Origin of the sequence: Luteibacter flocculans (genome assembly GCF_023612255.1) — a bacterium.
GTDB lineage: Bacteria > Pseudomonadota > Gammaproteobacteria > Xanthomonadales > Rhodanobacteraceae > Luteibacter > Luteibacter flocculans.
Window position 1 is genome coordinate 2,493,851 of sequence record NZ_CP063231.1, and the last position, 18,137, is coordinate 2,511,987.

The 18,137-nt window shown below is 63.5% G+C and carries 18 protein-coding genes; 11 read left to right on the forward strand and 7 right to left on the reverse strand.

Going from position 1 to position 18,137, the window contains the following annotated elements; all coding sequences use genetic code 11:
- Positions 1–219: 219 nt before the first annotated feature.
- The 5 genes from IM816_RS10565 to IM816_RS18755 all read left to right on the forward strand — a co-directional run bounded on the left by IM816_RS10565 (position 220) and on the right by IM816_RS18755 (position 6,705).
- Positions 220–1,743: a methyl-accepting chemotaxis protein gene (locus IM816_RS10565; protein WP_250338050.1), complete on the forward strand. Its 1,524-nt coding sequence runs from the start codon at positions 220–222 to the stop codon at positions 1,741–1,743.
- A gap of 6 nt (positions 1,744–1,749) precedes the next feature.
- Complete coding sequence (locus IM816_RS10570) at positions 1,750–2,580, forward strand: CheR family methyltransferase (protein ID WP_250338051.1); 831 nt, start codon at positions 1,750–1,752, stop codon at positions 2,578–2,580.
- A complete protein-coding gene (locus IM816_RS10575) occupies positions 2,577–3,053 on the forward strand; it encodes a chemotaxis protein CheD (RefSeq protein WP_250338052.1) in 477 nt (158 codons plus the stop codon). Before IM816_RS10570 ends, IM816_RS10575 begins: the two co-directional genes overlap by 4 nt.
- Before the next feature lie 17 nt (positions 3,054–3,070).
- Positions 3,071–4,651, forward strand: a complete 1,581-nt coding sequence (locus IM816_RS10580) for a chemotaxis protein CheW (RefSeq protein ID WP_250340740.1) — start codon at positions 3,071–3,073, stop codon at positions 4,649–4,651.
- Positions 4,652–4,794: 143 nt separating this feature from the next.
- Positions 4,795–6,705, forward strand: coding sequence for a methyl-accepting chemotaxis protein (locus IM816_RS18755; RefSeq protein WP_305884047.1), 1,911 nt, complete (start codon positions 4,795–4,797; stop codon positions 6,703–6,705).
- A 177-nt stretch (positions 6,706–6,882) separates the two neighbouring features.
- Here IM816_RS18755 and IM816_RS10595 read toward each other — a convergent pair whose 3' ends face one another.
- Together IM816_RS10595 and IM816_RS10600 are read right to left on the reverse strand one after the other, a co-directional pair.
- Positions 6,883–7,245, reverse strand: a complete 363-nt coding sequence (locus IM816_RS10595) for an ArsR/SmtB family transcription factor (protein WP_250340741.1) — start codon at positions 7,243–7,245, stop codon at positions 6,883–6,885.
- 23 nt (positions 7,246–7,268) lie between these two features.
- Positions 7,269–7,913: a peroxiredoxin gene (locus tag IM816_RS10600; RefSeq protein WP_250338053.1), complete on the reverse strand. Its 645-nt coding sequence runs from the start codon at positions 7,911–7,913 to the stop codon at positions 7,269–7,271.
- 171 nt (positions 7,914–8,084) lie between these two features.
- On the opposite strand from IM816_RS10600, the gene IM816_RS10605 reads away from it, so the two are divergent.
- The 3 genes from IM816_RS10605 to IM816_RS10615 are packed head-to-tail and all read left to right on the forward strand — an operon-like array spanning position 8,085 to position 9,819.
- Entirely contained in the window at positions 8,085–8,963 is an 879-nt protein-coding gene (locus IM816_RS10605) for an MBL fold metallo-hydrolase (protein ID WP_250340742.1), read from the forward strand.
- Positions 8,963–9,406, forward strand: a complete 444-nt coding sequence (locus IM816_RS10610) for a YeeE/YedE family protein (protein ID WP_250338054.1) — start codon at positions 8,963–8,965, stop codon at positions 9,404–9,406. Before IM816_RS10605 ends, IM816_RS10610 begins: the two co-directional genes overlap by 1 nt.
- Complete coding sequence (locus IM816_RS10615) at positions 9,403–9,819, forward strand: YeeE/YedE family protein (RefSeq protein ID WP_250338055.1); 417 nt, start codon at positions 9,403–9,405, stop codon at positions 9,817–9,819. The genes IM816_RS10610 and IM816_RS10615 overlap by 4 nt, the downstream gene beginning before the upstream one ends.
- 76 nt (positions 9,820–9,895) lie before the next feature.
- On the opposite strand, the gene IM816_RS10620 is transcribed toward IM816_RS10615, so the two are convergent.
- Positions 9,896–10,354, reverse strand: coding sequence for a PA2171 family ribosome-binding persister protein (locus IM816_RS10620; protein ID WP_250338056.1), 459 nt, complete (start codon positions 10,352–10,354; stop codon positions 9,896–9,898).
- A gap of 90 nt (positions 10,355–10,444) precedes the next feature.
- The gene (locus tag IM816_RS10625; RefSeq protein WP_250338057.1) at positions 10,445–11,383 is read right to left on the reverse strand and encodes a LysR family transcriptional regulator; all 939 of its coding nucleotides are present in this window, start codon (positions 11,381–11,383) and stop codon (positions 10,445–10,447) included.
- 114 nt (positions 11,384–11,497) lie between these two features.
- On the opposite strand from IM816_RS10625, the gene IM816_RS10630 reads away from it, so the two are divergent.
- Positions 11,498–12,247 carry an SDR family oxidoreductase gene (locus tag IM816_RS10630; protein WP_250338058.1) on the forward strand — a complete coding sequence of 250 codons (750 nt, stop codon included), beginning with the start codon at positions 11,498–11,500 and terminating at the stop codon, positions 12,245–12,247.
- Between the two features lie 49 nt (positions 12,248–12,296).
- Here IM816_RS10630 and IM816_RS10635 read toward each other — a convergent pair whose 3' ends face one another.
- The gene (locus IM816_RS10635; RefSeq protein WP_250338059.1) at positions 12,297–12,680 is read right to left on the reverse strand and encodes a VOC family protein; all 384 of its coding nucleotides are present in this window, start codon (positions 12,678–12,680) and stop codon (positions 12,297–12,299) included.
- 229 nt (positions 12,681–12,909) lie between these two features.
- On the reverse strand, positions 12,910–13,389 hold the full coding sequence (locus IM816_RS10640; RefSeq protein ID WP_250338060.1) for an Hsp20 family protein: 480 nt from the start codon (positions 13,387–13,389) through the stop codon (positions 12,910–12,912).
- Between the two features lie 428 nt (positions 13,390–13,817).
- Between IM816_RS10640 and IM816_RS10645 the strand changes: the two genes are divergently transcribed.
- Positions 13,818–14,234 (forward strand): hypothetical protein, encoded by a 417-nt coding sequence (locus tag IM816_RS10645; protein WP_250338061.1) that lies wholly within the window; start codon positions 13,818–13,820, stop codon positions 14,232–14,234.
- 127 nt (positions 14,235–14,361) lie between these two features.
- Here the strand turns inward: IM816_RS10645 and IM816_RS10650 are convergent, their stop codons facing one another.
- Positions 14,362–15,957 (reverse strand): Na+/H+ antiporter, encoded by a 1,596-nt coding sequence (locus IM816_RS10650; RefSeq protein ID WP_250338062.1) that lies wholly within the window; start codon positions 15,955–15,957, stop codon positions 14,362–14,364.
- A 159-nt stretch (positions 15,958–16,116) separates the two neighbouring features.
- On the opposite strand from IM816_RS10650, the gene IM816_RS10655 reads away from it, so the two are divergent.
- On the forward strand, positions 16,117–18,108 hold the full coding sequence (locus IM816_RS10655) for a CocE/NonD family hydrolase (RefSeq protein WP_250338063.1): 1,992 nt from the start codon (positions 16,117–16,119) through the stop codon (positions 18,106–18,108).
- The last annotated feature ends 29 nt before the right edge of the window (positions 18,109–18,137 follow it).

The following is an 18,137-nucleotide window of genomic DNA, read 5'->3' on the forward strand; positions in this document are numbered from 1 at the left end:
CAATTACTGTCAAAGCATTAAATCATTGCCTCGCTCCAATAGCTTTTTTCCCTGGCGTTCGCCGAAGATTTAAGTCCCAAGTACTCCCGTTCGCGGCCTACCGTCTTCACTTACCTTATCTTTGGCTTTCTCCTTTTTCATCAGCGAGATAGCCCTAAAGTTTGCCGTTTTTGCGGCGATAACTCCGTAGGCACTAACGAAACGCGACGGGGAAAGAAAATGGCCAGCAATGCAAGTGCAAATGCCGCTCAAGAAGTGAATGACCTCAAGGCCACGAGCGATGCATTGCACCGCGTTCAGGCCATTATCGAATTCGACCTGCAGGGGAACATTCTTGCGGCGAACCAAAACTTTCTTAATACGCTCGGCTACACGGCCGACCAGGTGATCGGACAGCATCACCGCATGTTCTGCGAGCCGGCCTTCGTCGCCGCGGACGAATACCAACAACTCTGGGAGCGGCTTGGCGCGGGACATCCGGAGGTCGGCGAATTCAAGCGCATCGCCGCGGACGGCCGCGAGGTTTGGCTCAGCGCCTCGTATAACCCGGTGTTCGACCGCGATGGCAAGCCTTACAAGATCGTCAAGTTCGCGACCGATATCAGCACCCTGATCGATAAGACCGCCGAGCTGGATGGGAAGATGACGGCGCTCGACAAGTCGCAGGCCGTAATCGAATTCGATCCCAGCGGCCATGTCATTTCCGCCAACGCGAACTTCCTCGCGGTAGTCGGCTACTCGCTCGACGAGCTGGTCGGCCAGCATCACCGCAAGCTCTGCGACGACGCCTATACCGCCAGCGCCGAGTACGCCGAGTTCTGGGAACGGCTGCGTCGCGGTGAATTCGATCGCGGCCGTTATCGCCGTGTCGCCAAGGGCGGTCGCCGGGTCTGGCTGCAGGCGAGCTACAACCCGATCTACGACGGCAATGGGCGTCTGCGGAAGATCGTCAAGTTTGCTGCGGACATTACCTTCCAGGGCGAACTGGAAGAACTGGTGAAGCGCCGCGCCGCGGACTTCTCCACCGCCTCCACCCAGATCGCCCAGCAGTCCAATGAGATGGCCGCCGGTGCGCAGCTGCTCGGCGCGACCGTGGAGGAGATGAACGCCACCATCGAGGAGCTGACGGCATCCATCAGTTCGATCGCCAGCAATTCGCAGAACGCCGATCGGCTGGCCAAGGACACCCAGCAGGAAGCCGAGCGCGGCGCGAAGGCGCTTGGCAAGTCCATCGAAGCGATGGAGCTGATCAACAAGTCGTCGGAAGACATCGGTGACATCAGTAAGGTCATCGGCGAGATCGCCAGCCAGACCAACCTCCTCGCCTTCAACGCAGCGATCGAAGCGGCACGTGCCGGCGAACATGGCCTCGGCTTCTCCGTCGTCGCCGATGAGGTACGCAAGCTTGCCGAGCGGTCGTCGCAGGCCTCCAAGGAAATCTCGAAGCTGATCAACGAGTCCGCAAAGCGCGCATCCCAGGGTAGCCTGATCGCCAAGGAAGCCTCCGAGGCGTTCGACAAGATCCTGTTCGGCGTCGTCAGCACCACGCAGGCGATGTCGGAGATTTCGTGCGGTGCCGAAGAGCAAGCCGTTGCCGCGCGCGAGGTCGCCAGCGCCGTGCAGCACATTGCCGAGGAGACCGAAAAGACAGCCTCCACCTGCGACAGCATCGCTCGCGCCTGCGGCTCGCTGATGGAAGGCGCCGTGGAACTGAACACCACCGTCAACGACTTCGCGACCTGACCCGCCATGTTCGATCGGGAAGCCGCCGTCGATCCCTCCATTCGCGAGGCGCTGTTCGCGCAGGTACGCCTGCACACCGGCATCGTGATGGCCGAGCGGAAGTGGACGATGCTGCACGGGAGGCTTCGTCGGCGCCTTCAGGAGCTTCAGCTCTCGGGCTACGAAGCCTACCTGGCCCTCTTGGGCAGGTCGAAGCACGAAGTCGGCTGTTTCATCGATCTGGTCACGACCAACGAGACGTCGTTCTTTCGTACTCCGCGTATCTGGCAGTACCTCGAGGAACATTTTTTTCCTCGATGGCACGCGGCGCATTCTGGCGCCACGATGCAGATCTGGTCGGCGGCCGCGTCCACGGGCGAAGAGGGCTACTCGTTGGCGATGCTCGCCAACGAGTTTCGCCAGAAGCACCCGGACTTCAGCTACCGCATTCTCGCCACGGATATCTCGCGAGCGGTGCTCGACGTCGCCGCCGCAGGGAGCTACGCAGGCCGGAACGCCAAGGGGCTGCAGGCGAGTCGCCCTGAGATGGTCGAGCGTTACTTCGTGCCCGAGGGCGACGGATATACCGCTCGCCCTGCACTGAAGGCACACCTGACGTTTCGCCCCCATAACCTTTATCAGGATCTGACCGAACCGACGCGCTTCGATCTCGTCCTTCTGCGCAATGTGTTGATCTACTTCGATGAACCGGGCCAAGAGGCGGTCGTGGAGCGCGTAAGGCGCGCGATGGCACCTGAGTCCACCCTGATCATCGGGGAGTCGGAGTCGCTGCACCGCATCCGCAGCGGCTTCACGTACGAGCAGCCGCTGATCTATCGAAATACGAAGACAGCATGATGAGCACGTTGGATGTCTACGTGGGTATGTGTGAGGTGCGATCGGGCAAGGGCGCGCAGATCCTGCGCAGCACCTTGGGCTCATGCGTGGGCATCGGCATTCTTTGGCCACAGCGTGGCGTATGTGCGCTCGCCCACTGCCTGCTTCCTGAATCCGCCGTCCCCTCGACGCAACTCTCCGCAAAGTACGTCACCGATGCGATCCCCTCGTTGCTGGCATCGATCGGTGCCACGGCGGATCACTACTCGGAACTGGACGCCGTGGTCGCAGGCGGTGCCTTCATGATGCCGCACACGCGGCCCATCCTTCACGGCGGCATCGGCGAAAGCAACGCCCTGACAGCACAACGTCTGTTGGCCGAAGCGGGCATTCGCGTGATTCACACGGAAACCGGCGGTCACGTCGGCAGGCAGCTGAGCATCCACTGCGATACGCAACGCTTCGTTGTCCGCAGTTTCGAACGCGTCATTTAGAGGAATTCACCGTGGAAATGCCTTCGCTAGATATCGCCCCCGGCGCCCAGGCCAACGTGCAACTGTTCGGCACCTTCCATCTGGGCGAGTTCGAACTGGCCTTGCCGATCGACGTCCTGCAGGAAGTGGTGAGCTTCCCCTCAGGCATGACGCAGATCCCTCTCGCACCGGACTATGTCCTCGGTCTGTTCCTGCTCCGTGACATGATGATTCCGGTCATGGACCTGGCCCGGTTCCTTGGTCAGCCTGCCGTTGGCGACCAGGCGAATCGTCGCGTCGCTATCATCAAAGCCGACCAGAGCCTGCTCGGCGTAACCTTCGACCATACCGGTGAGATGCTCCGCCTCGCCAGCAGCCAGATCGTGCGCTTCGATAGCGGCGCGAACGCCAGCGCCCTGATCGCCGGGGCCTTTCACTTCGACCAGCGCATCATCCAAGTGCTGTCTGCGGAAGCACTCGTTCGCCTCCCCGGCGTTCCGCAGGCCAACAGCGCCCTGCTCGCTCTGCAGGCGCGCCAACGCAGCGCCTTGCGCAAGGTCAGCAAGGTCATTTCGTTCCATGTGACCGGTCGTCACATGGCGCTAGCCATGGATGCCATCCATGAAATCGTACGAGTCCCGGAGCTGGAACATTCGGTGCTGGCCGATTCCGTCTGCCGCGGCTGGTTCAACCTGCGCGACCGGCCGGTGCCGGTGCTGGATGTGTCCAGCTTCCTGGGGCTCGAAGCCTCGTCTTTGGCTTCACCCGACGCATCCGACGTTGAGGACATGCGCCGCATCGTCGTGCTTCGTGACAAGGGTTTCTACCTTGGTCTGCTCGTCGACGACATCGACAGCATCGTGGCGCACACAGAGGCGCAGCTGCTGCCCATGCCACCGACACGCGGACAGATCGGCTTGTTCGCCAACGTCATCAGCCGACGCGACACCGGCGAAGGCGACCTGATCCTGATCAGCACCAGCGCGCTCTTTGCCAACCCCTACATGGCGCACCTCGCGAAGGGCCACCATGACCTGTACCTCGTGACCGACGAGGAGGAACGCTCCAGTGACGCCCGCCGCAAGACTCAACGGGAAACCTGGCTGACCTTCGATCTCGATCGCCCCATGGCGGTGCGACTCGACCAGGTCTGCGAGGTCATCGGTGCACACGATCCCCTCGTCAGCCCGCCCGGATCTTCGCCGTACGTGTGCGGGGTGCTCAACACCGGCCACGCGCTGATCACCGTGATCGACCTGCGCCACGTGTACGGCATGGAGCCATTCGTCGAGACGGAAGACACCCGCATCCTCGTCGTGGAACATGCAGGGCACAAATACGGCCTGGTCGTCGACGCCGTGCGTAGCATCACCAGCATCGAACCGTCCAACAAGCTGTTGGTCCCGGCCCTGATCGCTCTTCATTTGAATGACGAACTGCGGCAGGACATGCATGAAGTCGCCGAGATACCCGGGGAGACGACGCTGTTGCTGCTCGACGTCGCCTCGCTGCTACGACGTCTGGCAGAGGAGGGGGAAACCCAGAATGCGCCTGACATCGGCATGCCGGGCACGCTCTCAGCCGTTCACGACCTCGGCGCCGCAGTCGCCGTATCGTGACCAATCCCAACGACGTAAGCGTTTACTTAGGTTTGTCTCACCCCTACCGAGACGCAAAGGTTTGTAAAGACTGACAATTTAGCCCTAAAGAACCGCCCGGCCGGGCCGTTAATTGGACTCCCATATCCCTACGGTCTCTCCGCGTGAATCTTTTCAAGTCGACCCAGGCGCGCTACACGGTGGCGGTCGCTGCCTATTTTCTTGTCCTGGTGGCACTGACTCTCGTCGTCATCCGCCTGTTCGTCAGCCCGGACCTCCGCGCGACCGAGGCCAAGCTGGTCGAATGGAACGTGGACGAGATCGGTAGCGTCATTACCAACAAGCTGCACCAGGTGGAAGCGCAGCAGCGCAGCATCACGCAAACGGTGGCCCTGATGGACAGCGCGTCCATCGATCGCCTCCAGCCCGGACTGGTCGATCAGTATGGCGACGCCGACGTGTTTGGCGGCGGCATCTGGCCCCTGCCGTTCAAGCGCGAAGCAACCAAGGAACGCGACAGCACCTTCTTCGCGCGCGACGCCAGCGGCAAGCTGGCCGTCAACACGCACTGGAACCAGCCGGACGCGCTGAAGTACTGGGAACAGAGCTGGTACAAGAACGGCCTGACCGCACCGCGCGGGCATTGCCTGTGGGCCAATGCATACAAGGACGATGCCAGCGCCCAGCCGCGCACGAACTGCGCCATGGCCATCTACAAGGGCGACGAGATCTTTGGCGTCTCGACCATCGACGTCACTCTCGGCTTCTTCAACCGTCTTGTCGCCGACATGGAAAAGAAGGTTCAGGGCCAGATCCTGATTGTCGAGCCGAACGGCACCATCGTCAGCAACAGCACGTACATCAAGGACGATATCGTTCTCAAGAAGCTCGCCGACCTCGCCGGAAGCTCGACGATGATCGCCCAGGTGAAGGACGCCCTGCCCGGCCTGGCGAAAGCCCGACAGATCGAGCATGACTACGATGCCGACGGCGAAGCACACACGCTCTTCCTGAAGCCGATCGCCGGCACGCCGTGGGTGCTTGCCACCAGCCTGCCCACTCGCCTGCTCACCGAGAACAGCTCGCGCATTCTCACCAAGCTGGCGTCCGTGCAGGTGCCGCTCGCCTTGCTGCTGCTTGCTGCCCTGGTGCTGGGTATACGCGCCCTGATGCGCCAGCTCGCCACGCTCAAGGCCAACATCGATGACCTGAATTCGGGCGATGCAGACCTTACCCGTCGTCTCGCCCACGGCAACGGCAGCGAATACAACGGCGTGGTGGAAAGCTTCAACAGCTTCGTGGCACGCCTGCAGGGCATGATGCGACAGGTGCGCGACAGCTCCTCGGCTATTTCCTCAGCCGCTACGCAGATCGCCAGCGGCAACCTCGATCTTTCGCAGCGCACGGAAGAACAGGCCAGTTCGCTCGAAGAGACCGCCGCGTCGATGGAAGAACTGACCGCCACGGTTCGCCAGAATGCGGAGAATGCGCGCCAGGCCAACACGCTGGCCCGCGAAGCGGCAGCGGCGGCGCATGGTGGCAGCGGCACGGTCGCGGAGGTGGTCACCACGATGGATGCCATCACGAAGTCGTCGGCGCGCATTGCCGACATCGTCGGTGTCATCGACGGCATCGCCTTCCAGACCAACCTGCTGGCACTCAACGCCGCGGTGGAAGCGGCTCGTGCCGGTGAGCAGGGGCGTGGTTTTGCGGTGGTGGCGGGCGAAGTGCGCAGCCTGGCTCAGAGTTCCGCCAAGGCGGCGCGCGACATCAAGGCACTGATCGCCGAATCGGTGGACGATGTGGAGCGCGGCTCAGAACTCGTCCGCGTGGCGGGTGAGCGCATCGGCGAGCTGACGGGCAGCGTCGCGCACGTCGCCACCTTCATGGAAGAGATCATGGCCGCCAGCCACGAGCAGAGCCAGGGCATCGAGCAGGTCAACGGTGTGGTAACGCAGCTCGACGACATGACGCAGCAGAACGCCGCACTGGTGGAAGAAGCGGCCGCCGCAGCCAAGGCACTGGAAGACCAGACCCGCACGCTCGAGTCCGTGGTCAGCGGCTTCAAGCTCTGAGCCTATCCGCGGGCAAGGGAGTGAGGGTTGCCTCTCGCCGCTGTAGCGGCTCCTACAACGAAGCGCGCTTTCCGCACGACGGGGCACGCCTCTTGTAGAAGCCGCTATAGCGGCGAGCACAATTCGACGGAGCGTTCCCGCAAAGGGAAATCGTAGCGTCTACGTTCCGCGCGGCCGCTAAGGCAACATGCGCGCGAAGCGCGCTGCCCCACCCTGTCGCGTAGCAGGCAAGGCGGGCGATGGGGCCAGCATCGGCAGCCCTTCGCCACAGAAGATGGCATGCAATGCGCCCAGCAGCATGCGCACGCGCTCATCGGCAATCGAATAGTAGATGGACCGCGACTGGCGCCGCGTCGTCACAAGCTTCGCCTGGCGCAGTTCACCGAGTTGCTGGGAAAGGCCCGGCTGACGGATGCCGAGATCTCGCTCGATGTCGCCTACCGCACATTCGCCCTGCGCGATATGGCAAAGCAGCAGCAGACGCGTAGGTGCGCTCAACAGACGCAGCAACTCTGCCACGTCGGGTACGGCGGCCTTCATCGCTTCCAGCGTGGCGTCGGTGCTCAAGGACACGGTCGCCACCGGAAATACCATGACTCGCCATCGCGAGGCTGGATCGCAGACGCCTTCGATGCGTCCGTTTCCACACGTTCGAGAACGGGCGATCCCGGGCGCCAGCCTTCCGGCGTCGCAACGGCATGCCGGTCGCTGGTCTGTAGCGCTGCCACCAGGCGGAGCAGCTCAGGCACGGATCGCCCCACCTCCATCGGGTACCAGTTCATCGCGCGAATGACGCCTTCCGGATCGATCACATAGGTGATGCGCGCCGTCGCGCTATCGGTGGCATCCGGAGCGAGCATGCCGTAGCCCTGCGCGATGGCCATCGAAGGATCTTCGATGATGGGAAAGTCGATGGCCACGCCCCACCGCTCCTTGATGTCGCGAATCCAGGCGAGATGCGAGTAAAGGCCGTCGATGGACAGCGCCAGCAATGCGCAATCCAACGCCTCGAACTCGGCGGCGGCCTGCGCGAAGGCCATGAACTCGCTCGTGCACACCGGGGTGAAGTCGGCCGGGTGGGAAAACAACACCAACCAGCGCCCGCGGTAATCCGAAAGCGACACGTCGCCCTGCGTGGTCCGGGCGCGGAAATCGGGTGCGTGCTCGTTGAGGCGTAGCGGGCGCGGAGCTTGAAAAGCGGCGTTCAAAGGGCTCTCCATCAACGAAATCTGAGCAGCAGCCATACCGGCTGAAAGGCATAGTTACATACATACATAAATCATGTAAATATATATCCCATCCCAACCCGGTGACTTGTCATGACGCCCTACGCAGGCGACGCCCCCCTTCAACGCGCCATTCGCACCTCGCAAGGCGCCATGGACACCCCGGCCTTGGCACCCATCGTCACCTCATTCTTCGACCCGGCCACGTTTACGGTCAGCCATCTTGTGCAGGATCCAACGAGCGATGCCTGCGCCATCGTGGACAGCGTCCTCGATTTCGATGCGCCCAGCGGGCGCACCGACACACGCACGGCGGAACAGATCGTGGCGGCGATCAAGGAGCGCCAGCTCAAGGTCACCTGGATCCTGGAGACCCACGCACACGCCGACCACCTGACCGCGGCGCCCTGGTTACGCCAGCACTTGGGTGGAACGCTCGCCATCGGGGCGCAAATCACCGCCGTACAACGGACCTTCGGCGACATCTTCAACGAGGACGATCGCTTTGCCCGCGACGGACGGCAATTCGATCACCTGTTCATCGACGGCGAAACGTTTTCCATCGGCGGGCTGCAGGCGGTGGCTCTGCACGTACCGGGACACACACCGGCGTGCATGGCCTATGTCATCGGTGACACCGTGTTCGTCGGCGACACGCTGTTCATGCCGGACTACGGGAGCGCGCGCTGCGATTTTCCGGGCGGCGATGCACGCACGCTGTATCGCTCGATTAAGCGGTTGATGTCGCTACCGGACGCCACGCGCGTCTTTCTGTGTCACGACTACAAGGCGCCGGGGCGCGACGATTATGCGTGGGAAACCACCATCCTCGCCGAGCGCACCGGCAACGTGCACGTACGTGAAGGCATCGATGCAGACACCTTCGTACGCATGCGCGAAGCCAGGGACGCCACCCTGCCGATGCCGCGCCTGCTGCTTCCGTCCGTTCAAGTGAACATGCGCGCAGGCAACCTGCCGGAACCGGAAGGCAATGGCGTGCGCTATCTCAAGCTTCCGCTGGATCTGCTGTGATGATCGCAACACTCGCCCATCTGCCTTGGTACTGGCCCGTACTCGGCGGCCTCTGCATCGGCACCGCTGCCGGCATGCTCCTGCTTTTCAATGGCCGGATACTCGGGGTGTCAGGCATGACGGCCGCGTCGCTCGGCTGGGCCGACGGGCACGATCGAACGGCTACCCGTCTGTTTCTCGTCGCATCGATGGCCGGGGCTGGACTGACGTACCTGATGCTGCACCGACCTGCCGTCGAACCCACCGCGAACATGGCAGTCCTTATCGTTGGCGGCTTGTTGGTGGGCTACGGCACACGACTCGGCTCCGGTTGCACCAGCGGCCACGGCGTCTGTGGCCTTGCACGATTGTCGCCACGTTCGATAGCGGCGACAGGTGTCTTCATGTGCTCGGCCGCCATCACGGTCTACGTCGTGCGTCACATCCTGGGGTATGCGTCATGACGCGATTCGTCAGCATGTTGGCGGGGCTTTTGTTCGGCGTTGGCCTGGCGCTTTCGGACATGGTCAATCCCCAGCGCGTGCAAGCCTTTCTCGACGTTGCCGGGGCATGGGATCCCTCGCTCGCCTTGGTGATGATATCGGCGCTGATCCCTTCGACCTTGGCGTGGCAGATTCGCCGTCGCCGGTCCCGCCCCGTGTTCGACCAACAATTTCACGTTCCGACATCGCGTCGCATCGATACCGCGTTGCTGTCGGGCGCCGCGCTCTTCGGTATGGGCTGGGGTCTGGTCGGTCTGTGCCCTGGCCCTGCACTCGCCGATCTCGTCATCGTCCCCTGGCCTACCCTGGTGTTCGTGGTCGCCATGATCGCGGGGATGGGCGTGCATCGGTTGCTTCGCCCACGCCCGTCGTGAAGGATTGCGCGAGGGTTCCGTCGCTATCCGGCATCGCCCGCGCGATACCGGATAGCCACGCGTGCCATGCAAGGTCTCAGGCGAACGATGCAATAACCTCAGCCTTGCGAGCTTCCATCTGTGCACCGAGTTCGGCGAGTTCTTCCTTGGATAGAAGCTCCTTGGCGTCCTTGAACATCTCTTTTTCTTCCTCATCTGCGTGGTGCTCGATCAGTTCCTTGAGCACCTTGGCCCGGCCGGAAAACTCCACGCTGCCAGGGTCGGTATTCAGCAGATCGGGCAGGACGAGGTCTTCGGCAGCGCGATGTTCTTCGAGGGCTTCGAAGTACATCTTTGCTTCGTCCTTGCGGCCGGCGGCCTTGAAGGCCGGGTAGAAGATTTCTTCTTCGATCGTCGTGTGCGCTTTCAGGTTGACCTGAATCTCGTGAAGCAGCGTGGCACGCTTCTTCGTGGCGCGCTCGCTGGTCTCTTCCAGTTGCGTCAGAAGTTCCTTGACGAGCTTGTGGTCGGTCTTGAGAAGTTTGATGGCATCCATCGATGTGTCCTGGCAGCGGCTGGGACGCCTACCATCAGTGGACCACCGTGAAATTCCTGCGAGAGATATGCACGCGCCGGCATCGCATACTCAACACACGGCGGGATGCCGTGCGGAAAAACGCGTGGGCAAATCCTTTATTCGGAAGCTCTCCACGATGTGATCGATGAACACCCGGGTTTTCTGTGGCAGCAGATGCTGCGCAGGGTAATACAGCGACAGGTTCCCGCCCTCGACCCACCACTCGGGTAGCACGCGTACGACCGCCGCACGCTCGAACCACGGCAACGCCGACTGCACCGCAACGAGCGCCACGCCCATGCCGAGCGCGGCGGCGTGGCACGCCGCGTCGGGATCGTCGAAGACGACGCGCCGGTCGAGCGCAATGGCGACTTCACCGCCCTCCCTCCGTGTGAGCACCCAGTCCCTGATCCGGCCCGTCTGCGGCGAACGGATAAGAATGCCTTCCCGGCCAGCCAGGTCGTCCGGCGTGACGATCGGCGGCCCACGACCGAGGAAGTCGGGCGACGCGATCAGGATGCGCTGCGCTGGCGCCAATGCCCGAGCGACCACGCCCGGCTTGAGGTCGAAACCGCCGCCGATGGCGACATCGAATCCGTCGGCGATGAGGTCGACCGGTCGGTTGTCGAATCGCCAGTCCGGCCTTACCGCGGGAAACGCCTGCAGGAAGCTGTCGAGCATCGGCACGATGAACTCGCGCCCGAAGGCGTAAGGCAAGGCCACACGCAATACGCCCGCCGGCCCGCCGGTACGTGCCCGTGCACTGGCCATCGCACCGTCGAGTTGATCGATACTGCCCTGCACGTCCCGCAGAAAGGCTTCACCTGCCTCGGTGAGCGACAGCCGCCGGGTGGTTCGCTGGAACAGGCGGACGCCCAGCTCCGTCTCGAGCCGAGCCACATTTTTGCCGACCGCGGCCGGGGTGAGACCGAGCACACGCGCCGCGGAAGCAAAGCTCCCCGACTCCGCGCTGCGGATGAAGCAAGCGATACCGTTGAGCGTATCCATGGGCACACACTCTAAACCGGTTGGATCGAATGTAACTACCGCGAAGGCGCTACCGGCTGAGGACACGGCGGCCTACATTGGCTGGGCAAGCTTATCCATCCACAGGAGATCCTCATGAACGACCTCAACTCGATCCAGGGCAAGAGCGCGCTGGTACTCGGCGGCTCACGCGGCATCGGTGCTGCGATTGCCCGCCGGCTCGCGGCGGGTGGCGCCGCCGTTGCCCTCACCTACGTACAGGGCGCCTCGGCTGCCGATGCCATCGTGGCGGACATCACCAAGGCCGGCGGTCGCGCGCTCGCCATCCAGGCCGACAGTGCAGACGATGCGGCAGTCGAAGCGGCGATCGCCAAGACGGTCGAGACCTTCGGCAGCCTCGACATTCTGGTCAACAGTGCCGGCGTACTCGCCATCGCACCGATTACGGAATTCACCACGGAAGACATCGATCGCACGATCGCGGTGAACATCCGCGCCGCCGTGATCGCCAGCCGCGCCGCCGCGCGCGTCATGGGCAAGGGCGGGCGCATCATCCACATCGGCAGCACCAACGCCGAGCGCATGCCGTTCTCCGGTGGCGCCGTCTACGCGATGAGCAAGTCCGCTTTGCAGGGCCTGACCCAGGGCCTGGCGCGCGATCTCGGCCCGGCGGGGATCACCGTCAACGTCGTCCAGCCGGGCCCGGTGGACACGGACATGAATCCCGCGAACGGACCGATGGCGGCAGGCATGATTCCGTACCTCGCCATCGGCCGCTACGGTCATCCCGAGGAAGTCGCCAGCTTCGTGGCGTATCTGGCGGGACCGGAAGCCGGCAACATCACCGGCGCGAGCCTCATGATCGACGGCGGTTTCGCGGCGTGAACCACGACCGCCGAGCGCAGGCGCTCGGCGGTATTGCCAGGGGTACGGCTCAACCGCCTGCCGGCGGTTCCCACAGCTCCACCTTGTTGCCCTCGGGGTCCATGACCCAGCCGAACTTGCCGAATTCGGAGTCGTCGGTCTTGTCCAGTACGTCGCAGCCTTCGTCGCGCAGCGCGCGCAGCAAGGCATCGAGGTCGTCCACGCGGTAATTGATCATGAAAGCGGACTTGCTCGGCGCGAAGTGGTCGCCGCGTGCTCCGATCGACCAGGCCGTCGTGCCACCGACCGGTTCACCCGCATCGTTCGTCCATCGAAAGGCCGCGCCGCCCCAGGTCTGCACATCGATGCCGAGGTGCGTCTTGTACCAGTTGCGCAGCGCGGCAGGATCTTCCGCCTGAAAAAAAATGCCGCCGATGCCAGTGACTCGCTTCATGCCCATCTCCCTCATGACGGTGTTACGGTGATGACGCCAGGGTATGGCCGCCCGCCCTGCCTCCCACCCGATCCGGCGTGGACGTCGCGACTCGAAACCCGGCTGAATCTACTCCACCTTCGCCGTAAAAGTCCGTCTCGATTGACCGAGAGCACAGCAAGAAGGGGCGCGTTTCCGCGCCCCTTCCGAGCATTGCCATTCAAGCTCCAAGCCCACCAGAGCAGGCCGATCAAGCAGCCGCTTGCTGGTCCGTGATCTGGCGCACCGAGCCGTTGTGTTCCAGGGTGCCGGCCGATCCGATCGGAATCTGGCGTGGCCGCATGGCATCCGGCACTTCGCGCTTGAGGTCGATGGAGAGCAAGCCATCAGCCAGGCGCGCACCGGTCACGTGGACGTGCTCGGCCAGTTCGAAGCGGCGCTGGAACGAACGCGTAGCGATGCCGCGATGCAGGTATTCGCCCTCGGGCTCACCCTTGCGCTCGCCGCTCACCAACAGCAGGTTGCCCTGCGTGGTGATGTTGAGATCGCTTTCGCGGAAGCCGGCGACCGCCATGGTCACCCGGTAGCGGTCCTCGTCCAACTTGATCGAATCGAACGGCGGGTAGTTGTCCGAGGCCTGATTGCGCGAAGCAGCCTCAAGCAGGTCGAACACGCGGTCGAAGCCGACACTCGAACGATGCAGCGGAGCAAAATCAAGAAGGGTTCGCATAGCCATATCCTCTTTCGTAGCAATACGGAATGGTCTCCAGGCCGCCCCACAGGCGAGCGGCGGGCCGGCCCCGAAGCGGCCGGCGTGCCTAATTTATGAAGCCGAAAACAGATTTCAAGCCCTGCGATTCAGAAATCGTTTAGCCGTCCAAACGACCGATCGTCCGAGACGGCATATTCGGGCATCGGTCGCCCGTCGTGGGGCCAGAACCATGGGCTCCCACATCGGACTCGGGTGCGGAGCGCTTGCGACTGACGGCACGCTGGAAATCCGAACTGCGTCACAGAGGCTCGTGCCGCGGCCTATCGAACTTCCCGTATGCTCGCCGCCCAGGGGCCGTGTCGTTCGAGGATGCGCCGGTGCAGCGGTGTTCCGCCTGCATCGACGTCGACCGTTGCCCGTTCGTGTCCAGAACCCGAGGCAACGTCGTGACGAACTCATCGAAGAAGATCGTGCAGCACGTGCGTCCCACGCATTTCACCTCGGCCGTCGCGACCGGCGTCGCCGTCACCGGTCCGACGGACGATGGCTTCGTCCACTTGCACTTCTACCGCGAGACGCAGCGGATTACCCACGACGACGTACCCAGCCGATCGCATGCACCGAACGAGGTCGAACTCGCGTGGGGACACGCCGAACCGAGCATCCACCTGGTACGCGAAGAAGTGGCTGTCATTTCCGTGCCAGTGAGCCGACTCCCCTTCATCGGCACCGTACTCAACAAGGCCGTGCGCTTCGTTGCGAGCCTGCTCAATGCGTCCAGGCCGTCCCGTAACGCGGCCCATCCGACAGGGGCTGCGCCCGCTTCCGACACGTTATCGACGCGCCCCCGCGTCCCTGCGTGAGCCGAGACCGCTGCTCGGACGAGGTCGCGGATGTGAGGTCCAGGACACGCCCGCCCATCAACCGATCTTCTCCGTCGCCATGGACGAGCGGTGGCGTTTTCGCGCGTGAAGAAAAAGCCACGCAAAGTCAGGCCGGTCCCTGGCGGTCGTTCTCGGCCTCGATCTGCTGCAGATCCAGATCGCGCTCGATGTAGTGCAGCAACTCGTCGTGGATGCGACCGGACCGATGCAAGCGCAGCAGCTCTGCTCGGCCGGCCGCCACGGCGGCGAGCACCACGTCGTAATGCGCGCGTCGGCCGCCTTCCATCGCCTGCGGTGCCGCGCTGTAGCGTTCGCTGACCGACAGGCGATAGGTGTACTGCTCCAGCAGGCGCGGATGGATCAGCGTACCGTCCGTGTCGTACGCATACGCCTTGACCACTTCCAACTGGGCACGGTCGATCAGCAGCGACGCCTCGGCCTCGTTGAGATGGGTGGACTCCGTATGCTCGCCGCCATTCAGACCCAACCAGCGAATGAGCGGCCCCATGGTGCCGCCCTGAACCAGCACGGTCACCAGGATCACCGCAAAGGCCGCGGCCAGTGTCAGGTCACGGCCTGGCATCGACTCCGGCAACGACAGCGCGATCGCCAGTGTCACCACGCCGCGCATGCCCGCCCAGCTCAACAGGAACGACGCCTTCGCCGAGGCCGGCAACGGACGCCGGCCCACCATCCTGGCGAGCGGCACGCGGAGATAATCCGTGGCGTAGATCCAGAGGAAGCGCGACAGGACCACCGCCGCCACCACGGCGAGAATGGGCACACCCAGGGTCGCCACCGTCTGCTCCAATCCGCCAAGCCGCTCGATGACGCCGCGCAGCGAGAACCCGATCAGGATGAAGACCAGCGCCTCCAGCAGGAAGATCAGCACCTGCCAGAACGCCAGGCTGCGCACGCGGACGTTCGCGGAGAACACGTCGTGCTGATACCAGCCGAAGATGATGCCGCAGGTCACCACGGACATGACGCCGGAGACGTGCACGGCTTCACCGCCGATATAGGCCGCCCACGGCGACAGGCACGCGGCGGTGATGGCAAGGAACACGTGATCGATGTGCCGCAGGGCAAAGATCAAGGCCGCGCCCACCAGCAGGCCAACCGCGATGCCACCGAGCGCCAGTCCGGCAAAGCTCATCAACGCGCCCTGCGCACTGAACGCGCCGGTCAGCGCCGCCGCAACCGCAAAGCGGAACAGCACCAGGCCGGTGGCATCGTTGAGCAGGCTCTCGCCTTCCAGCAGCACCATCAGTCGACGAGGGAGGCGTACCTTGCCGAGCACCGCCTTTGCCGCGACGGCATCGGGCGGCGAGACCACCGCGCCGAGAGCGAAGCACGCGGCCCAGGGCAGCGACGGCAGCACCCAATGGACCGTGACGCCCACCGCCAGCGTCGTGAACACCACGGCGCCGACCGCGAGCCAAAGGATGCCGCCGAGATACTTTCGGAACTCCGACCACACGGTGTAGAACGCGCCATCCATGAGCAGCGGCGGCAGGAACACCATCAGCACCAGCTCGGGGTCGAAACTCACGGCCGGAATGCCCGGCAGGAAGGCAATGCCAACGCCTCCGGCGAGCAGCGCGGCGGCTGACGGCAGGCGAAGCTTTCGCGCAATCAGCTCTAACGCGAGGATCGCCACGAGCAACAGCAATACGAATTTGAACAGTTCGGTCGAAGCCATGCGTCCCCCGGGATAACGGATCATCTTAGCGGGCGCGACGGCGCTGCCGAACTCCACGCACCTCGCATCGTGCGCCGCCCCCTGCCGGAAGTCATGCATTTACCTAACGTGACGCTTTTGCAAGACTCGATGAACCGTCCCTTAAAACAGGCCTCCCCAATGCGAGCCAAGCGCCCTGCCCTTCACCTTGTCAGGACCGCGCTGTCGGTCGGCCTGTCGTCCCTTTGCCTCGCGCTCGTCGCTGCGCCGGTGGCCGCACAGAGCACGCTGACCCGCGAGCAGCAGGCCACGATCGCGAAGCGGAACGACCTCGAGAAGCAGCTGAGCGACATCGCGGTCGTCGACCGCAAGGTCATGGTGAAGATGCGCGACGGCAAACGCATGGCGGCGGACATCTACCGCCCGAAGAACGCCAGCGGCAAGGTGCCCACGATCTTCGTGCGTACGCCCTACAACTTCAACTTCTGGGACGTGAAGCTCGGCGCACCGCGTGACATGAGCCGCGAACTCGACGCCGTAAAGCGGGGCTACGCGTACGTCGAGATGAACGAGCGTGGCCATTACTTCTCCGAGGGCAACTACGACATTCTCGGCGCGCCGTTGTCGGATGGCGTGGACGCGGTGCGCTGGATCACCTCCCAGCCCTGGTCGAGCGGCAAGGTCGGCACCACGGGCTGTTCTTCCACGGCGGAATGGCAGATGGCCGTGGTGGCGCAGCACGAGCCGGGTCTCGCCACCTTCAACGTGCAGGGGTTCGGCGCCGGCGTGGGGCGTGTGGGCCCGTACTACGAGCAGGGCAACTGGTACCGCGGCGGCGCGATGCAGATGCTCTTCATTGCGTGGCTCTACAAGGAACAGAACCAGCTTCGCCCGATGTTCCCTGCGAACCTGTCGCAGGCCGACCTGATCCGCGCGTCCAAGATGTTCGACCTCGATTCGCAGCCGCCGGAAGTGAACTGGGACAAGGCCTTCTGGACGTTGCCGGAGAAGGACATCATGAAGGCCGCCGACGGCCCGAAGGGCATCTTCGCCGATGCCATGGATGTGCCCACGGGCGGCAACATGATTGCGCGCACCCCGAACAGCCCCGCCTGGTACAAGGGCGGGCTGTGGCACGACGACATGAAGATCGACAAGCCCGGCCTGTGGTTCATGAGCTGGTTCGACGTTTCGGTGTCGCCCAACCTTGCGGCGTACAACCACGTGCGCGCCACCGCGCCCAAGGCGGTGGCCGACCAGCAGTACGCGATCATTGCCCCGGTGCTGCACTGCGCGTTCACCCGCGCCACCGAGCACACGATGATCGGCGATCTCGACGTAGGCGATGCACGCTTCGACTACGACAGCCTCGTATTCGGCTGGTTCGACAAGTTCCTGAAGGGCGTGGACAGCCCGGTGGTCGATAAGCAGCCCAAGGTCATGTACTACGTAATGGGCGAGAACAAGTGGCACGAGTCGCCGACGTGGCCCCCCGCGGGCGCACAGACCCGCGATCTGTATTTCACCAGCGGCGGCAAGGCCAACACACTCTACGGCGACGGCAAGCTTGTCGATAGCGCGGGTGGCACCGACCAGCCGGATCGCTTCATCTACGACCCCGCCAATCCGGTCACGACATTGGGTGGTGGCGGTTGCTGCCAGGGCACGGCGGTGAAGTTCGGTTCGTTCGACCAGAACACGCAGCTCGCCCGCAACGACATCCTCGTGTACGACTCAGAGCCCTTCACGCAGGGCACCGAAGTCAGCGGACCGATCACGGTGACCTTGTATGTGTCGTCCGATGCGAAGGACACCGACTTCACCTTCAAGGTGATGGACGTCTACCCCGACGGGCGCGCCTTCAACCTCACGGAGAACATCCAGCGCATGCGTTACCGCGAGGGCTACGACAAACCGCCGGTGTGGATGAAGGACGGCGAGGTGTACAAGGTGACGTTCCAGCCGATCGACACCAGCAATTTCTTCTTCCCCGGGCACAAGCTGCGCGTGGCGGTGTCGAGCAGCAACTTCCCGCGCTTCGACCGTAACCTCAACACCGGCGGCAACAATTACGATGAGGCCAAGGGTGTGATCGCACACAATGCCGTGCATCACGATGCGGCACATCCGTCGAAGATCACGATCACCGTGGTGCCGCGCGCGCAGCCCTAGGGCCGCAGCAATGAAGGTGACGGCGGCGC